This window comes from Hymenobacter qilianensis (genome assembly GCF_014638675.1).
Lineage (GTDB): Bacteria > Bacteroidota > Bacteroidia > Cytophagales > Hymenobacteraceae > Hymenobacter > Hymenobacter qilianensis.
In genome coordinates this window covers 738,815-758,705 of the sequence record NZ_BMFN01000003.1, presented here as the reverse complement: position 1 = coordinate 758,705, position 19,891 = coordinate 738,815, and the positions used below count along the sequence as shown (strand labels likewise).

The window sequence follows — 19,891 nt, the reverse complement described above, 5'->3', positions numbered from 1 at the left end:
CTATGCCGGAGCTGAAGTAGCCGATTCGAGCACGCGCACCACGTCGCCCACCCGAATTTGCCCCCCACGGATGATGCGGGCCGTGAGGCCGCCGTGTCCGCGCATGGCGTTGTAGCCGCCGGGCCCTAGCTCTTCTTCCATGCGTGAGCAGGGGTGGCACTCGCCGGTTATTTCCAGAATTACCTCTTCGCCTAGCTGCACCTGGCGGTTTTTCAGCGCCAGCAGGTTCAGGCCACTCACCACCAGATTACGGCGCAGCCGGCCCGGCTCTACAGGACCATCGAGCCCCAAAAAGCCCCCCACGGCCGATAAGTGCTCATGCTGAATGAGCGTAACCTGCCGCTTGCCGCCGGGCTTGGGCCGGGCGTGGTCGCCGCGCAGGTGCTTATCTGTCAGTACTTCTACCTCGGGCAGCGATACTAATGGTTCGCGCCGCACCGGCCGGATCCCGATCCACTCAACGCGACCGGTTTGGGGCAACGTGGACAGCAGTCGGGCAATGGTCGATTTATCGTCGCCGAAAAAAGGGAAAGGCATCTTATAGGAGTTAATGTGCTTGTGATTGCAAAAGTAACGCTGACCAATGATGCAGCTTACGTGCGGGGTGCCCCGCTGATAGGCTTAACATCGGCTTCTCTGCTTAAGTCGGAGGGAGAATATATTTTATTATTGTAATAATTAATTTAATTATAGCCTTATTGTAAGAGCAGCTGACATATACGATCCGCGAATGAAGGCACAGCAATTACAACAAAACGTAGCCCAGATTCTTGCTCCGGCGGGCATACAGGTGAATGGTTCGCAGCCCTGGGATTTGCAAATCCACAACGACCGGTTTTATCAGCGGGTGCTAAGCCAGGGTACGCTGGGGCTGGGCGAATCGTACATGGACGGGTGGTGGGACTGTGAGCAGATAGACGAGTTTATATTCCGGGCGCTGCGGGCTGATCTGTACAAAACGGCCCGGCTGGGCTGGAAAAGCATACTGGAGGTGCTGCTCACGCAAATTTTCAATCGCCAGGCCAAGGATAAAGCCGCTCGCAACGCCCAGCGCCACTACGATATCGGCAACAACCTGTACGAGTTGATGCTAGATAAGCGCATGACCTACAGCTGCGGCTACTGGAAGAATGCCGACAACCTCGATCAGGCGCAGGAAAACAAGCTGGACCTGATTTGCCGCAAATTATACCTGAAGCCCGGCCAACGGGTGCTCGATATTGGCTGCGGCTGGGGCAGCTTCGCCAAGTTTGCCGCCGAGCGCTACGACGTAGAAGTAGTAGGCGTGACGGTAGCCCGCGAGCAGGTAAAGCTGGCGCAGGAGCTGTGCAAAGGCCTACCCATCGAAATACGCTTGCAAGACTACCGCGACGTGCGCGAGAAGTTCGACCACATAGTGTCGGTGGGGATGGCCGAGCACGTAGGTCACCGCAACTACCGCACCTACATGCGCACGGCCGCGAACTGCCTTAAGGATGATGGCCTGTTTCTGCTGCACACCATTGGCATGGCTTACTCCCGCACCTCCGCCGACCCGTTCACGAATAAGTATATTTTCCCCAATTGCCTTCTGCCTTCTATCAAGCAGCTTGGCGGAGCAATGGAGCATCTCTTTGTACTCGAAGATTGCCACAACTTCAGCGTGTACTACGACTATACGCTGCTGGCTTGGTTTAAGAATTTTGACCAGAGCTGGGGCCAGTTGCAGCCTACCTACGGCGACCGGTTTTATCGGATGTGGAAGTATTATTTACTGTCCAGCGCTGCGTCTTTCCGTGCGCGCCACAACCAGCTCTGGCAAATGGTGCTTTCCAAACGCGGCCTGCTGGGAGGCTATGAGTCGGTACGCTGAGCCTGATATAATGCTAGAGTTTAAAATAGCGTAAACAAAAAAGCCCCCCAGCAGCACTGGGGGGCTTTTTTTAGTGATGTACTTTGTGTTAGCGAACCATCAGTCGCTTCGTTACTACGCCTTCAGGAGTTGAAAGCTGAAGCATGTAAATGCCTTTCGCCACATTGGTAAGCGAGAGACGCTGCGTGACGCCGTCGCGGGCGGAAAGGGTACGGCTTAATACCGACTGACCTAAAGCATTAACAAGCGTAGCCTGCACCGACTGCTTAAGCAAAGAAGCGGGCATATTGATGGACACCTCGCCGGTAGCTGGGTTTGGGTACACATCTACCTGCGCGCTAACTTTGGCCGAAGCCTTGTTACTGGATAGAACAGTACCCGAAATCAGTGCTGATACGCCCGTGATAGGCATGCCGGTACCAATAATTTCCACTTCGGTGGCCGCGCCTGTCGTCAAATTTACAGTATATAGTCTGTCGCTATTAACAAAATTTCCGGTACCCGTGCTGGCTACCAGGAAAGCCTTGTTCTGAGTAGCGGCAGGGGCAGCTGGATCGAAGTAGATATCGAAATCAACGCCAGCTGCCGCATTTACGGTAATACCGGAGGCGCCTACCGTCGCGAACGTACCAGCGTTGGCGTCGGCTTGCTGAACAAGCTGATTGTTGGCTGCATTGTAGTTGTAAAGAGCAGTAGTTGCAGGCGCAGCGCCTGGGCCGCTATTGGTATAGGCCGCCGATGAGATAACCCCGCCAGCAGGGTTCAAATCGGGGTCGGTCGCTGCTATTGCCCCATTCGTAGGGTTGAGGCGGTAGTTCTTGTTATTAGTGCTTACCACCCGGATCCGGTCAGCAACAGGGTTAAAGTCAAAGCCAACGCGGGCTGCTGCATCCCCAAGCTCTAAGCGCTGGGCAGCGCCTACAGCCGTAAGAGCACCCGTGCCAGGGTTTATAGTATAGAGCTGGGCATTTGCGGTAGGAGCAGCAGCAGTGGCGTTGTAACCAAGAGCGAATAGCTCGCCGGTAGCTGGCCGGAAATCAAGTCCCACTAGGGTCTGGCCAGCGGCTAAGTTGGTGACAGGCGTTGAAGTGCGAATAACGCGAGGATTGCTCGAGTCGAAGGAAATTAAATTGCTTCCCGTCAGTGCAAACATCAGTTGGCCCGTGAGTGCAGCCGGTGGCGACACTGGGTCAACGGCGAACGTAGCAAACGTAACGTTGCTGATGGATAAGCCATTGCCAAGCGTACCTCGTAGGGTAGCAACCCCCGAGCCCAAATTGATTTCGAATAACTGGGTATTCGTGCTGGTACCTGTAGCGGCGGCCAGTAGTACCAGGTCTTCACCTGATCTTACTGAATTGATATCCAGGCTGATACCGGAGTTACGGTTCACTGTAATGCCCGATAAGATACCAACAGGCGTTAACACTCCGGCATTAGCTGGCGACTGATAAAAGAATTGATTTAGAGCCTCATCATATACAGCTAGCGATGAGTTGCCAGTGCCGAAGAAATTGTTGGAGTAGGCAGCGGCCGAAATAGTCGGAACCACACCACTTGATCCCGTGATAGTTAAGTCACCATCGCGCTGAATGCCGGCAGTAGCGGGGTCAGCATCCACTACGGTACCATCCGTAGGGTTGAGGCGGTAGTTAGCTCTGTTCGTGCTTACTACGCGCAGAAGGTCAACAAGGGGATTGAAGTCTATGCCGATACGCGCCGTAGCTGCGCCCAATTCTAAGTCTATGGCAGCGGCACCTACGGGGGTCGCAACGGCGGTAGTAGGGTTGATGGTGTACAGGCGCGCATTGGCAGCAGTTAGCGCAGCATTATAAGCCAACGCGTATAGCTGACCCGTGCGAGGACGAACGTCCATACCTACGATTATCTGACCAGTCGCTATGCCTGTAATGGGAGCGGTTGAGCGGAGGGTAGCAGGTGCCATTTCGTCAAAGGACACCAAGTTCGTAACAGTGCCAACCACCTGCGTGGCATACATAAGCTGCCCGGCCAGGGGAGGGAGCGTTTGGGCCATTGCTGGTGCCATAGCGCTAAGGCATAAGCCTAGCGTAGCCCCTGCTAGCCAGGATGCACGGCGGGTAGCTTTACCGAAGGAGGGAGAGAGTATGGTTAATTGCATTCGACTAAGGGTTTTAAAAATGGAAATTATAATACCGTTTAAGCTGTCTGAAAGGCGAAGAAGGTCTGCAAAGCTAAACTTTTATATAGCTTTTGTTACGAGGAAAATATAGGAAATGGATTAATAAATGGGCATATTTTTTCATTGGGCATATTTTATTGAAAAAACATTGGTTTTGGCAACTAGCCCTTAATTGTGTCGTATGTGACATGTTTCAGCACCTAGCAAAATACTGATTCAGGTAGCAGCTTTTAGTATTTTGCTTCTATTTGCTCCTTAGGTACATAAGTAGCAGCCGTAGTAAACGGAGAGGGCTACTATTACTGGCTGAAGTAAGCTCGCTGATGGGGTGATATACGCATGATGCTTTTTACTAAAAGCTGACAGTAAATAAGCAGATCGTGCTAACCTGCGGGGCAACCCTGCGTATTGACAAGAAGCGGAAATGGACTGCTGAATTACCAGCCAAGCGCCTGCGCCCGTTTCCTTTTTGTTTTCAAATCTCACCTTTCTATGGCAACCAAAACCACTGATAAGAAGCCGGCCGCTGCCAAAAAAACGGCGGCTGACGCACCTAAAAAATCGAATGGCGCCGCTGTTAATCAGGGCAAGATTCAGCCCGGCAATGTGGAGCAGCCTATTGTAAACCAACGCGCCGCCGCTATTCAAAAATTTGGGGTTGTATCTCCTCGCATGCCAGTAGGACTGGAGGAGAAAGTGCGCCAGCAGAGCGTTGACATGCTCAATCAACTGCTGGTAGACACCATTACGATTCGTGATCTGTACAAAAAGCATCATTGGCAGGTCGTAGGACCTACTTTTTACCAGCTTCATTTGCTTTACGATAAGCATTATGAAGAGCAAAGTGTATTGGTAGACGCTATTGCAGAACGCATTCAACTGCTGGGAGGCGTAAGCTTAGCCATGGCTGCCGATATTGCCGAAACAACTCATATTCCGCGTCCGCCCCGCGACCGGGAAGAAGCACCCGTGCAGGTTTCGCGCTTGCTTGAGGCCCACGAAATTATTCTGAAAGAGTGCCATGAGTTTGCCAAGAAAGCCGACGAATCTGGCGACGATGGCACCAATGACCTGATTGTTAGTCAGTTGATTCGGACCAACGAGCTCCAAACCTGGTTTGTGTCAGAACATGTAGTTGACACGCCTTTGGCTCGTTCGTAGCCAGCGCTCGAATAACACAAGTTGATGATACGGCGGCCTTTCCAATGAGAGAGGCCGCCGTATTATTGTCAGAATGAAACTGCGCTGCATCTAAAAAAGCCCCCCAGCAATTCCATCAAGCCTTTAATAGTGAAAAAATACTGCCTGGCATTTGCGTAGGGCCTTTCGAGTGCCTACTTTTGTGCCCACTTCGCCGCCTCAGCGAAGCCGAAAACGCAGATTTTCGGAATTAAGCGTTTTGTCAGCCTACTGCGCACGTGGTGAAACTGGTAGACACGCCATCTTGAGGGGGTGGTGCCCTCCGGGTGTGGGAGTTCGAATCTCCCCGCGCGCACAAACAAAAAAGCCCGACCGTAATTGGTCGGGCTTTTTTGTTGCACAACATAAAGGACTGTAAGCCTATAGGGCAGCTTCTTTACGGGAGCGCAACTATTTGCCCCCCACGCGCTCAAAGGGGTTAGCGGGCACCACTAGCACTACTTTTTCCCGCTCTACCAGTACTTGTCCGGGCAAAGCGCCTTTCGGCTTGCGTACAAATTTCTTGGGTGTAACGGTAACCGGACAAAGCGAATCGTGCTGCCGACGCGAGTACCAGGCCGCCAGCTGAGCGGCACGCTCCACCACCGAAGCCGGCACCGCGTGGCCCGCCCGGTGCCGAATAACCACATGGGAGCCGGTTACGTCCTTGGCGTGCAGCCAGAGATCTTCTTTGTGGGCATACCGCTGGGTAAGCAAGTCATTATTGGCTGCGTTGCGCCCGACCAGAATGGTAAAGCCTTCATCTTCAAATACTTTGAATGGCAGCTCAGTAGCAGCCTTGGCCTTGGTCTCGGGCTGCAGGTCGTGGGTTTTGCGCCAGGTGCGCAGGGCGCGCAAGTCGAAAATGCCCCCCAGCTCCTCCAGGCGCTCCAAGCACCAAAGGGCGTCGGCCTCCCGGCGCTCTACGCGCTCCTGTAGCTGCCGCGTTTCAATTTGCTGGTTTTTGGCTTTACGGTAAAGGTTTTGGGCCGTGCGCTGGGGTGTCTCGGTGGGCTTGAGCTTGATGATACGAGGCTGATTATCCTGATAAAAATCAACGACTTCCACCTGCGCAGCCCCGGCCGGAATCTGGGTGAGATGGGCCATAATGAGGTCGGCGGTCTGGCGGTAGCTGGCGCCGTGCTCCAGGGCATGCAGGCGGGCGCGGGCTTGGCTGGCGCTGATAGTTGCTTCTTCGGCCCGCCGCTCCAGCTGCTGCCGTACTTGTCGAGATTCCGTTTCGTATGCCCGCCGACTCAGGAACATCGGCACAAACGCACGCAACGCCGCCACTGGGTCGGGCGGTAAGGTCTGCTCAATCTCGCCTAAGGGCAGCAAGCTCAGGCGGGTACGACCCTCCAGCTGAATGATGTAGAAGTGCGGCGGATTTTCCAGAAGCGCTACCACTTTCTTTACTCTGCGTTCTTTTTCAGCTTCAGGTGCCGAATCGGAGCCATGCGCCCGCAGGTAGCGGGGGGGCAAATCGCCGAGCGCCGGATAGCTTTTCAGCGGGTCAGCTGCTTGGCGGGGCGCTACAGCATCAGGCTGGGGGGCTAATTCAGCGTCGGTGGTATAGCGTTGGTGAAACAGCTGGGCGGGTGCATCAGGGGCGGGGCGGAAGATAGCATTCGGCCGCGGACCGTAGAGCTTGAAAAGCAGGGAGGCGCCGTCGGTAAACTGTAGGGTGAGCACCCGGTCGTTGGGGAAAACACCGGCGCCGGCCAAGGTGCGGCCCACTAAATCCGGCAGCAGATCAACGGAGTTGGTTCGGGTACGGTGAAAGCTGGTGGGCAGCGCCAGAACCGGAAAAGAAGCCGTAAGCTGCGCTTTAAGCCAAAACTCAGCGCCGCCATTCGTCAGGCCAATAACCAGTTCGTCTTTTTCCTGCGAAAAGCAGGCCGCCACCTCGTAGCCCGAAAGCTGCGCGGCTAGAGCAGGAGCGAGTTGGCGCAGGAAATAGTAGTTATTATGCACAGATGATGATGATGCCCCGACAGCGGAAGATGTAAGTATTTAGGCAGCCAATTCTATGAGTTGGTGCCGACAATACACGAAATGCAGACAAGGATAGCTAGAGGCTACATCTCAATCTTTAAACCATCATAGGCCAGCCGGATAAACTCCGGCAATTCGGCTTCTACGTCGCGGTGCCGACCCAACAGGTGGCTGATATGCGTCAGATAGCCGCGCTGGGGGGCTAAATCCGTAAGAATATCTACGGCTTCGGGCAACGAGAAATGCGAAATATGCGGCTCCCGCCGCAGAGCGTTCAGCACAATCACGCGCGAGCCCCGAATCCGCTCCATGGAGGCCGGTGAGATGTAATTAGCGTCGGTCAGGTACGTAAAATCCCCGATCCGGTAGCCCAGTACTGGGAGCTTATAGTGTAAGGCTCTGATGGGATGCACCTCAATGCCTTCGACCGAAAAGCTGTTTTGGTCGTCCAGAATGGGAATGGTTTGCACGCGGGGCACACCGGGGTATTTGTATTCGGCAAAAATGTAGGCAAACTCCCGTTTCAGCTGATCGAGCACCCGCTGCTCCGCATACACAGGCATATCGCGCTGCTGCTTAAAGTTGTAGGAGCGGATGTCGTCCATCCCGGCCGTGTGGTCTTTGTGCTCATGGGTGAACAGCAGCGCATCGAGGTGGTCAACCCGCTCCCGCAGTACTTGCTGGCGAAAGTCGGGGCCCGAGTCAATGACGATACTTTTGCCCCCCACAGCCACATGCACCGACACGCGCAGGCGCTTATCACGATAATCCAGGGAGCGACAAACGGCGCAGTGGCACCCAATGACGGGTACGCCCTGCGAGGTGCCCGAACCGAGAATGGTAATTTGCATGCCAGAGAAAAATCAGCTGTCGGGCGTGCCGACCAGCTACAATACAACGGCCAAGATACGGCCTACCTGCTAGTCGCAGCCAGCACCGCTGTTTTGCTCGTTGAAATTTAAAAATGCCTGAGTTTCTTCCTTAATCTGTTCGCGGGGCAGGCCATCTTTCACACCCAGCGAGATTTTGCGCACCAGCACCCCCACAATAGCTTTGCGAAAGCCCAGCTTGCAGGCCATATCAACGCAGAACTCCATCTCGTGGTCATCGATCACGCCATCGGCCAGCATCATATCCACCAAATCGAATATCTGATCGAAGCGCTCGGAGTCATTATCGGGCAGGAGCATGTTTACGCTGCCTGAATTAGCCACCACACTCCGCACATCAGCAGGGCGCATACCGTTTTTTTGGCCAATAGCCACGATAAAGCTCATTTCCCGCTCATCAATATGCCCATCGGCCTTAGCAAGCGCGGCCAAGTTCACGATATGGCTTTTGATCTTCTTGGTTTGCTCATTTTCAAAAAAACCAAACATACAGAGCGTTGCTTAAGTACAGGGTGGGATGGGAACGGCATGGTTAGTCGAAACGCAGGCTCCGACCAAATGGTAAGGTAGGAGGTTGGCCCGAAGGTTCCAATAGCGCCCTTTACGCAGATGGCCAAAAAACAGCCAGCCGTGGGGGGCTTTTTAGAACTCGGCCATTGACTGCTGCAATATTAGCTTGTATTTGCCACCTTTGCCCCGCCGCTTTAGGCAGCTTTCAATTTTGATTAATGATGAAACGTATTGCAGTTTTTACCAGTGGTGGCGATTCGCCCGGCATGAATGCCTGTATCCGTGCCGTAGTGCGCACGGCCGTGTACCACGGTATTGAGGTTTATGGTATCATGCGCGGCTATAAGGGCATGATTAAAGGAGAAATCGTGAAGCTTGACTCAGCCTCGGTCTCAAACACGGTGCAGAAAGGTGGCACACTGCTCAAATCAGCCCGCAGCCAGACATTCATGACCAAAGAAGGGCGGCAGCAGGCCTTCGACCAACTTAGCAATCATAAAATTGACGGCCTGGTAGCTATTGGCGGCAACGGTACGTTTACCGGGGCCATGCTCTTTGAGCAGGAGTTCGGAATCCCTACAGTAGGCGCGCCCGGCACAATTGATAACGACCTTTACGGCACTGATTACACCATCGGCTACGATACGGCCGTGAATACAGCGCTGGAAGCCATTGATAAAATACGTGACACGGCCGACTCGCACGACCGCTGTTTTTTTATTGAGGTAATGGGCCGCGACTCAGGCTATATCGCCATTCCTTGCGCTATTGGCGGTGGGGCCGAAATTGTGATGATTCCGGAAACGCAGATGTCGACGGAAGCGGTCATTGATACCTTGCGAACTGGTTGGAAGCGCTCCAAAACTTCTTTCATCGTCATTGTAGCTGAGGGCGACGAAGAAAATAACGCCACTACTGTAGCGGCCAAAGTAAAAGAAGCCATTCCTGAACTTGACACCCGCGTGACCATCATCGGCCACGTGCAGCGCGGCGGCTCCCCAACTGCCGCCGATCGGCTTTTAGGCTCCCAGATAGGCATTGCAGCAGTGGAAGGCCTGATGAATGGCATGCATAACGTGATGGCCGGCATCGTAGACCGCAAGCTGGTTTACACGCCTTTTCACGAAACCATTTATAAGAAAAAGCTTATTAATCAAAGCTTTATGCGAATGGTAGAGATTCTGTCCGTATAAAAGCCGGATAAGTCTGAGTATTTATTAAAAGCGCCCGAAAGGGCGTTTTTTTGTGCCCTTTACCTTAAATATATATTTATATAATACATTGCTGTGCCGTATTCCTTTTTTACAATTTATACTTCTTCAATCCATACCTATGACTTTGTATCGCCGTATTATTTTTGCCTTTATACTCACTGTAGCTGTCTCTTCAGCCAGCGCCCAGTCAACCAACACAAGCTCCCCAGGAACGCTTCAACTGGGAGTGGGAACGGCCATGATGGGCACCGGCGATTATAAGATGCTAAAAGCGCATTTGGAATACGAAATGCCTTTTTTAGGATACTTCGGCTCAGGTACACGTTTGGCTTTTGCCGGTGGTAGTAGCGAAGAGAGAATTCAAACGGTATATAATCCGCAGAAACCGGGGAGTACCGGCGTAAATGTGCCCTTATCGCAGAGCTATCATACGGCTAATCTGGAGCATGAATTTTATCTGTATCCATTTGGGAATGATCGACAAGCCCGCTTTTTTGTGGGTGGCGGCGGCTACGTAGGCTACTCTAACCGATACGGTTATCCGCAGAATCACATTGATTTTGCCACCAATGAAACCAGCTTAGACCTAGACCACGAAAAGGGTGTGCATGCCGGCTATATGTTCTCTCTCAACTTTGATGTCCGGCTTGGTCAGACACAAGATTGGCTGATTGGCGGCAAAACCTCGTTTCAAAACGATACGTTTGGCAATTCACTCCTAGCCCTGCAATTCAAAGTAGGCCGCCGCTTTTAAGTCTATCTAATCCGCTTTCTTGCTCGGCTCTTCATTAACTTGAGCGGTCAGCAACGCCATGATTTCCTCTTCCGCGGTATCAGGGTGCAGCCATTGATAAGCCGGGTCGCGGCGCAGCCAGGTGAGTTGGCGCTTGGCGTAGCGGCGGGTGTTGCGCTTAAGAAGACGCACGGTTTCAGGCCAGTCCTGCTTATCGTCCAGAAAACCAAATATTTCCTGATACCCCACGGTTTGCAAAGCGTTGTGGTGTCGATGTGTAGCTACCAATTCTACTTCCGCAAGCAGGCCCGCCGCCAACATCTCATCAACGCGCTGATCAATGCGGGCGTACAGTTCTTCCCGCTCCCGCGTAAGGGCAATTTTCAGAGATTGAAATGGGCGCTGGGGGGCATTTTTCTGCGCATGAAAGCTTGAAAACGGCTGACCTGTTCCGCGTGTAACTTCTAAGGCACGCAGCACTCGTTGGGGATTCTGGCGGTCAAGCCGGGCATAGGTAACGGGGTCGGTAGCCAGTAACTCGGCTACCAGTGGCTCCAAGCCGTGCGCAGCGAGTTCCTGCTGCAAACCAGCCCGCACCTCAGGCTCGATGGGTGGCATCACGTCAAAGCCTTCCGTCACAGCCTGCAAATACAGACCCGAGCCGCCTGTCAGAATAACAACAGCGTGCTCCTGAAATAACTGCTCTAACAGAGTCAGGCAATCTACCTCGAAGCGGCCCGCGTTATAATCCTCTGCAATAGAGTGTGAATCAACAAAATAGTGAGGCACGCCCTGCATTTCGGCAGCGGTAGGCTTGGCGGTGCCAATGCTCAGTTCCCGAAAAAACTGCCGCGAGTCGGCCGATACCACAACGGTTTGCAGGTGCTGGGCTAGGCGAACACACAGCGCCGTTTTGCCCACGGCCGTAGGACCAGTCACTACAAGGAGCGTGGGGCGCTGGGGGGCATTTTTTGACAAAGAATTGAGCATAGCTAGGCCGGTACAGAAGCCGGTTGGAGTAAGGTAGCGTAGAGTACCAACAGAGTTTGCTCCTCGCGCTGCCAGTTCAGCTCAAGGCGGGCTCGGCGGCAGTTTGAAGCTAGCTGATGATAACGTTCAGGGTCATCAAACAATAGCCGATTGATAGCTGCGGCTAAGGCATCGGGCGTTAGCTCTACTACCTCCGCCACGTCGTACAAATCATTGAGGCGGCGGTATTCCGGGAAGTCCACAATGAGCTGAGGCACACCGGCGTGCAGATAATCGAAGAACTTATTGGCCAGAGAATAATAGTAGCTCAAGCCCCGGTTTTCGAGCAGCATAATGCCTAAAGATGCCTGCTGCGTAATTAGCCGTAACTCGTCGGGCAGTACAAACCCCCGAAATTCAACCTGCCCGCTGGCCAGCAGCCCTAGTTTCTGAGCCTGCTCCCGCAACGAAGCAGATAAGTCGCCTTCCCCACAAATTACCAAGCGAGTTTTTACCTGGGGCATTGCATCGAGGAGTGCTTCCAGGCCACGTCCCTCATTCAACACTCCTTGGTAGAGAATATATCCGTTGGCAGGGGCTGCCATGGGCATGGGGGGCAATTCTGCTACCTCTAGACGGCTTATGTTGCGCACTACGGCAAATGGTTGGCCGTATTGTTGCACAAACCAATCAGCTATAGCTGGACCAACTGTGTAGGCTAAGGTAGCCCGCGGTACAATAAATTTCTCTACCTGCTGCCACACGCGTTTTATTATCGGACGACCCACAACCTCAGGTACTTCCGTAAATAACTCGTGCGCATCATACACAAAAGGCTGACCACCCAGCCTAGCCCGCAGCCACATAGGAAGCGCCGTATCCAGATCGATGGCGCACCACGCGGATGCTCGCTGCCGAACTAAATACAAAAACAATTTTAAGTTATATTCTAAATAGAATAACTTGCCTTTTTTAAATAAACACCGTAAACGATGCTGCTTGTATGGCTGGGGGCTAAGAGGCTGAGAGTGCGGCCATTCGCGCCCGATTAAAAGCACAGAGTAGCCATGAGCAGCTAAACTGCCGCAAATTCGCTGCATGCGCTGATCATAGTTTAAATCGGTGGTGACCGCAAAGAGCAAAGGACGCATACGAAAGCGGGCACAAAACGCTAGTTACCGATGGGCGAAAGCAAATGGTAAAGCGCAGTTTTTGATATATTTTTGACAAATTTAGAAGTTAAACCGCGTACCGGCCGGTGGTTTAATTTGAGTTGACCTGCCGGTGCTACCTCTTGCAATGCCTATTCGCTCCGCATCATCGCTTCCTCCTTCCGCGCTGGGAGCCATGCCGGCCCAGTCCGACTTCTACCGCACCCTGTTCGACGATGCATATGATGGATTATTACTCTATGATGAGCAGGGCCGACTGGTAGATTGCAACCAGACGGCTTTACGCATGCTGGGCACCACGCGGCCTATGCTGCTGACTTCCGGCCTGATGGCCTTTGCCATGCCGCCAGCCGATGAACGTCAGGATCACTGGCTTTCAGAGCTCATGCTTCGCGAAGCAGTACTGCTGACAGCTCGGACGGGTGAGCGATTCTCGAAGTGGTGGCATGGCCGGCGCACCGATCATGTCATGATAGATGGTTGGGTCACGCTTCACCGCATTCAGCTGCCCGTGGGCCTGCGCGTGCAGCTCACCCTGCGCGACGTAACCAAGGGTCGTCGTCGCCACGAGGCCAGCGAGCAGCGCCAGCAGGCCGATAGGACGCAGCAGCAATTGCGTGATGTGCTAAGCCGCACCGATCTGTCGTATGTATTGGTGAACCGTGAAGGTATCATTCAGGATGTCAATGATTTCTTTCTGGATTTCACTGAGTACTCGCGTGCCGAGCTGATCGGAAAAAACTATTTCGATCTGTTCCCGCCGGCCTCCGATCAGGAGTTGAGCCGCCAGGCGTTTCTGCAAAACATCAAAGAGGAGAGCGTTGCTGATGCGTGCGAGTTTCCGCTCTTAACCAAGCTGGGCCAGACGCGGCTGGTGCATTGGCACGTAGAGTTTGCCCGCGACTTTGATCAAAATGTGACGGGGGCCTTTTTTGTGGGCCGCGACCACACCGACCGGCTGGTGGCCGCCCGCGCCCTCACCGACAACCGCAACCGCCTCCAAGACTTCCTCGACAATGCCCACGATCTGATTCAGAATCTGAGCATTGACAACCGCTTTCTGTTTGTGAACAAAGCCTGGAAAGAAAAGCTAGGCTACACCGACGATGATCTTACTCAGCTGACTCTCAACGAGGTAGTGCACCCTTACTACAAAGCTAAGCTGCTCTATCAGCTGCGCAACCTGTACAAGGGGGAGAAGGTGAATAAGCTTGAAACCGTATTCCTGACCAAGACGGGCAAGCCGGTTCACCTGATCGGCAGTATTTCCTGCTCGTGGCAGGATAACGAGCCGGTTTCGACCCGCGCCATTCTGCATGATATTACCGACCGCATCAAGGCGGAACGTCTGCAGAAGGTTTATTACAGCATTGCTAATCTGGCCATTAGCTCCAAAGATTTGAACTCGCTTTACGGCGCAATTCATCGGGAGCTAAGCAAGATTATCGAAACCAATAACTTCTATATTGCCCTCTGCGACGACGCCCGCACCACGTTGCAGTTTGCGTATTTCGTGGATCAAAACTCCCAGGGCAGCCGGGGCATGGGCGCTCGTCCGTTCTCAACGGGCGTATCGGAATATATCATCCAAACCGGGCGTCCGCAGTTTTTGCTGAAGCAGGAGCTACACGATCTGATTGCGGATGGTACCATTACCGCTTTTGGCCTGATGCCGGAGGTAATGCTGTGTTCTCCGCTGAGCATTGGGGAGCGTATCATCGGCGTGATTGCCGTGCAGGATTATCATAAAGCTGACGCCTACGCGACGACTGATATTGAGATTCTGCACTTTATTTCCAACCAGGTAGCCCTGGCAATTGAGCGTAAGCGCAATGAGGAAATGATTAATAAGCAGAACGCGCGTCTGAACGCTATTTTCGAAAGCGGCTCCCATTTGATGTGGTCCGTGGATATGCATTCGCGTCTCACGTCCTTCAACCGCAACTATGCCGCCTATTTCCTGCGGCGCAACGGTGTGTACCCGGCGCTGAATGTGAACCTCTGGCAGGCTGATATGGCCATGATGGACGAGGAGGCGCACGATATTTTTCAGGAGAATTACAAAAAAGCCTTCCAGGGCCTGGCTCAACGATTCGAAGTGCGCCTGCGCGATGCTCGTGGTCAGGATACGTGGCGGGAAATTTACCTCAACCCAATTTACCTCGACGACGGCTCCTTCGAGGAGATTTCGGGCATGGCCCACGATATCACGGCGACAAAGAGCTCGCAACTGGAACTCGCAGCTCAGGAGGAGAAATTCCGGGCTATCTTCGAGTCCTTCCAGGATATCTACTACCGCACTGATGATCAGGGCATTATCACTATCGTGAGTCCCTCGGTGTATGATGTGCTGGGTTATAAGCCGGAAGAGGTATTGGGTAAGCGCATTGTGGATTACTATGTAAACCCAATAGATCGTGACCGACTGCTACTTGAAGTTTCAACTGTAGGGGCGCTGCGCAACTTCGAAGCAGCTCTGCGGCATAAAGATGGGCACGCAGTACCGCTGCTCATCAATGCCCGTGCGGTATCGGGGGCGATGAGCGGGACAGAAGGTATTGCGCGCGACATTACTGAGTTGAATCAAATTCAGGAAGATCTGCGGGGGGCTAAAAATGAAGCGGAGGCCGCTTTGCATGCTAAAACCCAGTTCCTGGCCAACATGAGCCACGAGCTGCGGACGCCCATGAATGGCATTATCGGCATGATTGACCTTTTGCACCAGACGGTAGCAAGTGAGGAGCAGGAAGACTATGTGGATACGCTACGCAAGTCGTCGGATGCGCTGCTGGCTATTCTGAATGATATTCTGGACTTGTCGAAAATACAGGCGGGTAAGCTTCAGCTCAGCGAGTCCGGTATTGACCTGTCTTACACGCTTGACAAGTTGCACTCGCTGTTCTCGAACCGCGCGGCCCAGAAGGATCTGCAGTTCAAATACAACGTGACGCCGCACACGCCGCGCTTCATTCACACCGACGAAACGCGCCTGCTTCAGATATTATCAAACCTCACTTCCAACGCCATCAAGTTCACCTCGCAAGGGCTGGTGAATATTCAGGTGTCGTCGGTATCGACGGATGGCGACAACCACACGCTGCGCTTCGCGGTGCAGGACTCCGGCATCGGAATTTCGTCGGAGAATGAGAAACTGCTCTTCACCAATTTCACCCAGCTCGATACCACACCGACCAAGTCGTTCGGTGGTACCGGTTTGGGCCTGGCTATCAGCAAGCAGCTTGCAGAGTTGCTGGGGGGCGAAATTGGCGTGATATCCAATGAAGGCGTCGGCAGCACGTTCTGGTTTACTATTCAGTGCACGGTGGCGCGCAATGAGGACGAGATCTTACAGGAGCGCATCACGGCCCGCGAGCGAACGCAGGAAGTATCGCACTTCGCAAATGCCCCCCAGGTGCTGCTCGTCGATGATAACCCAATTAACCAAAAGGTAGCCGTGCGGCTGCTCGACCGTCTGGGCTGCAAGATTGACGTGGCCAGCGACGGATTCGAAGCCATCAGCAAAGCCACCGATCCGAAGGCTACCTACGATGTCATCTTCATGGACATCCAGATGCCGGAGATGGACGGCGTGACGGCGATGAACGAGATTCGGCGGCGCTTAGGCAAAAAAACGCCCCCCGTAGTGGCCATGACGGCTTATTCTATGAAGGAAGACGCGGAGCGCTTTGTGCAGGAAGGCATGGATGATTACGTGTCGAAACCCGTCAAAACCCAGGACCTATACGCGGTGCTGCGGCGCTGGACCACGATAACGATGGAGCCTGCCACGACTCCGCGCCTCGTGGGTGTAGAGGCAGCCGTGCAGGAACCCGAACCTGTGCCTGCGCCCGCGCCGGTTGCGGAGCCGCTGCCCGAAGACACAGCCAGCAGCATTGATACCGCCGTGCTGGAGCAGCTGCGGCAGCTGGGCGGCAATGAATTTGCGGCACAGCTCTACGATGACTTTGAGCGGGAGGTAAGCCAACTGCTGGATGAGGCCATGGCACTGGTTAAGGCAAAAGAGTACGCGCTGATTCTGCCCCATTTACACCAACTGAAAGGCACAGGCTTCACGCTGGGCATAAATAAGCTGGCCGAATGCGCTAAGAGTCTGGAACATACTATTAAAGAAGGTAAGTTTACCGGCATTGAGCAGCGTTTCTCCTCCTTGTTGCGTTACTTTAGGGAGTTCGTTTCAACTTACCCTGAAGTTACCCAAGCAGTCTAATTCATCTTATACCCAATATTTTCTGGTCTTTTCTCTCTCCACCTCATCTGAAACTAAATCTATTCCATCATGGCCGAGTCCAAAACGATTCTGATTGCGGAGGATAGCTCCGTTATTCTGAACCTGACAAAAAAAATTCTGGAACTGCAGAAATACCACATCCTTTCGGCCAAAAACGGGAATGAGGTCATTAAGCAGGTAGAGAGTCAACCCATCGACTGCGTGTTGATGGATATCAACATTCCGGTAAAAGACGGCATGGAGTGCACCCGCGAAATCCGGCGCAGCTCTAACCCGCAAGTTGCTCAGGTGCCTATCATTGCTATCACGGGCAATGCGAACAACTACTCCATGGAGCAGTTCCGCGAAGCCGGCATTACTGATTATCTGCCGAAGCCTCTCGACTTTGATGCCTTGGTACGTGTAGTAAAGCAGTATGTAGGATAAGAATTAGCTAGTTAAAAAAACGTCTGTCATCCTGACGAAGGAAGGACCTTCTCACTTTAGCGCTGGTCGTTTTTCGGTGAGAAGGTCCTTCCTTCGTCAGGATGACAGACGTTTTTCTATGTTCAGGCTTTACTGACCGGTTACGTAGTTAATCGCTCGCAGAAGAGCCGCACAGGCTTCATCAATTTCACCGTCGGTGATGGTGAGAGGTGGCGCTAAACGCAGGGAATTATCGCAGAATAAAAACCAGTCGGTCAGAATACCCTCGTGCTCCAGGGCACGGTCGATGATGGGCTTGAGCACGTCATAAGAGTCGAACTCAACGGCCATTAGCAAGCCCTGACCGCGCACCTCCCTGATAGCCGGATGCACCAGCTGCCGCCGAAACCGGGCTGCTTTTTCCGCTACTCCTGCTAACAGGTTTTCCTCTAAAATAACGCGCAACGTAGCTAGGGAAGCCGCACAGGATACCGGATGCCCGCCAAACGTAGTGCAGTGCCCCAGCACCGGATTGCTGCGGATGCCGGCCATTATAGGTTGGGGGGCAATAAAGGCCCCGATAGGCATACCACCACCCATGCCTTTGGCGCAAACCAGAATATCGGGCCATATCCCGAACTGCTCGAAGGCCCAAAAGGAACCCGTGCGCCCAAAACCACACTGAATTTCGTCCAGAATGAGTAGCGTACCGGTGTAGAGGCAGCGCTTGCGCAGGGCTTGCAGGTAGTTATTCTCCGGCACCCGCACACCCGCTTCCCCCTGCACCGTCTCAATGATGATGGCGGCCGTTCGCTCGGTAATATGCTCTAAATCAGTGAAATCGTTGAATTCGATGTGGCGAATATCGGGCAAAAGAGGGCGGTAGCTGCGCTTAAATCCTTCGGAGCCGGTAACAGACAATGCGCCGTGAGTGGAGCCGTGGTAAGCGCGGTGGCAGGAAATCAGCTCGGTGCGGCCGGTGTGGCGCTTGGCTAGCTTGAGAGCTCCTTCAACCGCCTCGGTGCCCGAATTGGTGAAGTAAACCGCATCGAGGTGGGGCGGCAGGGTTTGGGTCAGGGCGTGCGCTAATTCGGCCGGGGGCGCTTGCACCAACTCACCGTATACCATCAGGTGCAGGTATTTATCAAGCTGATGGTGAATGGCTTGAATAACCTTTGGGTGACGATGGCCTACGTTGCTGACCCCAATGCCCGAAATCAAATCCAGGTAGCGTCGGCCATCTGGCCCGTACATATATACGCCTTCCGCCCGCTCTATTTCCAGGAGTAGGGGAGAGTCGGATGTTTGGGCTTGATGCCGAAGAAAGAGCTGGCGAGGGGTAAGCATGCGAATGGGTAAAAAGATTCTGGGGGGCAAAAGTAAGCACCGCGATGTCGGAAGCTAAGGTGTGGCCCGCTCTCAAGCGCAATTCCATATTTGTGCTTGGATTTTGCCTCCCAGCTATTGGCCAGTAACCAACAAAAAAGAGGCTGAATGCTCAGCCTCTTTTTTGTTATTTCTTTGGCATCACGCTCAGTTAATTGGACGTGCCTGGGTTAACCGCCGGTCGGCCCGACCGCCCGCGCGGGCCGCTGGCCTGGCGCTCGGTTTTCATTTCCTTCATCATTACGCGGCCAAACTCGCGCTCAGCCTTGTACAGCTGCGCAACCTGTCGGGCCGAAATCACCTTCTGAAATTTGGCGAAATAATCCTCCGTCATGTTCAGCTCATTTTTCGATACCGCAATGATCTGCTTGAGATTATCGCGGGCCTGGTCGTCCGTCATGGTGGGCGTAGCGCTGCGGCGCAGCTGATCGTGGGAGCGGCGTAGCTCACGGCGCTTGGTGCTGTATTCGTTATACAAAGGCCAGAAGCGCTGACCTTGCTCGGGGGTAAGCGCTACTTCGCGGGTGATATAGGCAATGCGCGCATTTTCAATACGAGCCTCAATATCAGCGGATCGGGTATTCTGGGCGCGCAGGTTTGGCAGAGCTAGCAGCAGGAGCACCAACGCCAAACCTAAGCGAGAAAAAAGGGAATTATTCATAGTGGGAGGAAGGCAAAAAGGGAGAAAAGTACGGTTAGTAGTAAGCTTCATCAAGACTGGGAGGCCCCAGTGCCGCTTCCAATTCCTGGGGTGAGGCTTGCAGGAAATAGGCCATCAGGTTATCATCCGGCAAAGGCAAGCTGGCCAGATCCTCGGTTTCCAGCTGATTGTTAACGGCCAGATAATTAATAAGATCAGCCTCGGGCACAGCAGCCAGCGAAGTTTTGGGGGGCAAATTTGGAGTTTGCGTAGCGGGTTGGCTCAGGTAGAAAGCTGTCGAAAAGCCCCCCAGCACCACCGCCGAGGCCAGAGCCGTGCGCAAAGGGCGGGAGAGGTTCGTCAGCCAGCCCCACGTCACCGACTCAGAGGCGGCTTCGGGCTGCACGCGCGCCATTATCTGACGGGGCAGCTGGTCGAAGTAACCCGCTGGGGGAGAGACTAGTGGCGGTTGCGGCCGGCGTGGGTGGTCATCGAGCCGAAATGGAGTTTTCATATGCATTGGATGCGGCTAGGGC

The 19,891-nt window shown here is 53.7% G+C and carries 16 protein-coding genes and 1 tRNA gene; 7 read left to right on the top strand and 10 right to left on the bottom strand.

Annotated elements, in window-relative coordinates:
• Positions 1 to 537 carry an MOSC domain-containing protein gene (locus tag IEW06_RS17485; RefSeq protein ID WP_188548665.1) on the bottom strand — a complete coding sequence of 179 codons (537 nt, stop codon included), beginning with the start codon at positions 535 to 537 and terminating at the stop codon, positions 1 to 3.
• 193 nt (positions 538 to 730) lie between these two features.
• On the opposite strand from IEW06_RS17485, the gene cfa reads away from it, so the two are divergent.
• On the top strand, positions 731 to 1,852 hold the full coding sequence (cfa, locus tag IEW06_RS17480) for a cyclopropane fatty acyl phospholipid synthase (RefSeq protein ID WP_187731573.1): 1,122 nt from the start codon (positions 731 to 733) through the stop codon (positions 1,850 to 1,852).
• An 88-nt stretch (positions 1,853 to 1,940) separates the two neighbouring features.
• Here cfa and IEW06_RS17475 read toward each other — a convergent pair whose 3' ends face one another.
• Positions 1,941 to 3,899 carry a DUF4394 domain-containing protein gene (locus tag IEW06_RS17475; RefSeq protein WP_229743160.1) on the bottom strand — a complete coding sequence of 653 codons (1,959 nt, stop codon included), beginning with the start codon at positions 3,897 to 3,899 and terminating at the stop codon, positions 1,941 to 1,943.
• 606 nt (positions 3,900 to 4,505) lie between these two features.
• On the opposite strand from IEW06_RS17475, the gene IEW06_RS17470 reads away from it, so the two are divergent.
• Together IEW06_RS17470 and IEW06_RS17465 are read left to right on the top strand one after the other, a co-directional pair.
• Positions 4,506 to 5,174 (top strand): Dps family protein, encoded by a 669-nt coding sequence (locus tag IEW06_RS17470; protein ID WP_187731575.1) that lies wholly within the window; start codon positions 4,506 to 4,508, stop codon positions 5,172 to 5,174.
• Between the two features lie 251 nt (positions 5,175 to 5,425).
• Positions 5,426 to 5,508: transfer RNA gene (locus tag IEW06_RS17465), tRNA-Leu, on the top strand.
• A 95-nt stretch (positions 5,509 to 5,603) separates the two neighbouring features.
• Here the strand turns inward: IEW06_RS17465 and IEW06_RS17460 are convergent.
• The 3 genes from IEW06_RS17460 to IEW06_RS17450 all read right to left on the bottom strand — a co-directional run bounded on the left by IEW06_RS17460 (position 5,604) and on the right by IEW06_RS17450 (position 8,566).
• Entirely contained in the window at positions 5,604 to 7,166 is a 1,563-nt protein-coding gene (locus tag IEW06_RS17460; RefSeq protein ID WP_188548664.1) for an NFACT RNA binding domain-containing protein, read from the bottom strand.
• A 104-nt stretch (positions 7,167 to 7,270) separates the two neighbouring features.
• Entirely contained in the window at positions 7,271 to 8,038 is a 768-nt protein-coding gene (locus tag IEW06_RS17455) for an MBL fold metallo-hydrolase (protein WP_187731577.1), read from the bottom strand.
• A gap of 69 nt (positions 8,039 to 8,107) precedes the next feature.
• Complete coding sequence (locus IEW06_RS17450) at positions 8,108 to 8,566, bottom strand: tellurite resistance TerB family protein (protein WP_187731578.1); 459 nt, start codon at positions 8,564 to 8,566, stop codon at positions 8,108 to 8,110.
• Between the two features lie 242 nt (positions 8,567 to 8,808).
• Between IEW06_RS17450 and pfkA the strand changes: the two genes are divergently transcribed.
• Entirely contained in the window at positions 8,809 to 9,780 is a 972-nt protein-coding gene (gene pfkA, locus IEW06_RS17445) for a 6-phosphofructokinase (protein WP_187734286.1), read from the top strand.
• A gap of 52 nt (positions 9,781 to 9,832) precedes the next feature.
• Positions 9,833 to 10,555, top strand: coding sequence for a hypothetical protein (locus IEW06_RS17440; protein ID WP_187731579.1), 723 nt, complete (start codon positions 9,833 to 9,835; stop codon positions 10,553 to 10,555).
• A 6-nt stretch (positions 10,556 to 10,561) separates the two neighbouring features.
• On the opposite strand, the gene miaA is transcribed toward IEW06_RS17440, so the two are convergent.
• Both miaA and IEW06_RS17430 read right to left on the bottom strand, forming a co-directional pair.
• A complete protein-coding gene (miaA, locus tag IEW06_RS17435) occupies positions 10,562 to 11,524 on the bottom strand; it encodes a tRNA (adenosine(37)-N6)-dimethylallyltransferase MiaA (protein ID WP_188548663.1) in 963 nt (320 codons plus the stop codon).
• Positions 11,525 to 11,526: 2 nt separating this feature from the next.
• Positions 11,527 to 12,603, bottom strand: a complete 1,077-nt coding sequence (locus IEW06_RS17430; protein WP_223284953.1) for a glycosyltransferase — start codon at positions 12,601 to 12,603, stop codon at positions 11,527 to 11,529.
• A gap of 199 nt (positions 12,604 to 12,802) precedes the next feature.
• Here IEW06_RS17430 and IEW06_RS17425 point away from each other — a divergent pair, with 199 nt between their 5' ends.
• On the top strand, positions 12,803 to 16,903 hold the full coding sequence (locus IEW06_RS17425) for a PAS domain S-box protein (RefSeq protein ID WP_229743159.1): 4,101 nt from the start codon (positions 12,803 to 12,805) through the stop codon (positions 16,901 to 16,903).
• A gap of 69 nt (positions 16,904 to 16,972) precedes the next feature.
• Positions 16,973 to 17,350, top strand: coding sequence for a response regulator (locus IEW06_RS17420; protein WP_187731584.1), 378 nt, complete (start codon positions 16,973 to 16,975; stop codon positions 17,348 to 17,350).
• 129 nt (positions 17,351 to 17,479) lie between these two features.
• Here IEW06_RS17420 and IEW06_RS17415 read toward each other — a convergent pair whose 3' ends face one another.
• The 3 genes from IEW06_RS17415 to IEW06_RS17405 form a co-directional block, all read right to left on the bottom strand.
• Positions 17,480 to 18,676 (bottom strand): aspartate aminotransferase family protein, encoded by a 1,197-nt coding sequence (locus tag IEW06_RS17415; protein WP_188548662.1) that lies wholly within the window; start codon positions 18,674 to 18,676, stop codon positions 17,480 to 17,482.
• Between the two features lie 190 nt (positions 18,677 to 18,866).
• The gene (locus IEW06_RS17410) at positions 18,867 to 19,376 is read right to left on the bottom strand and encodes a hypothetical protein (protein WP_188548661.1); all 510 of its coding nucleotides are present in this window, start codon (positions 19,374 to 19,376) and stop codon (positions 18,867 to 18,869) included.
• A gap of 34 nt (positions 19,377 to 19,410) precedes the next feature.
• Positions 19,411 to 19,869, bottom strand: coding sequence for a hypothetical protein (locus IEW06_RS17405; protein WP_188548660.1), 459 nt, complete (start codon positions 19,867 to 19,869; stop codon positions 19,411 to 19,413).
• Between the last annotated feature and the right edge of the window lie 22 nt (positions 19,870 to 19,891).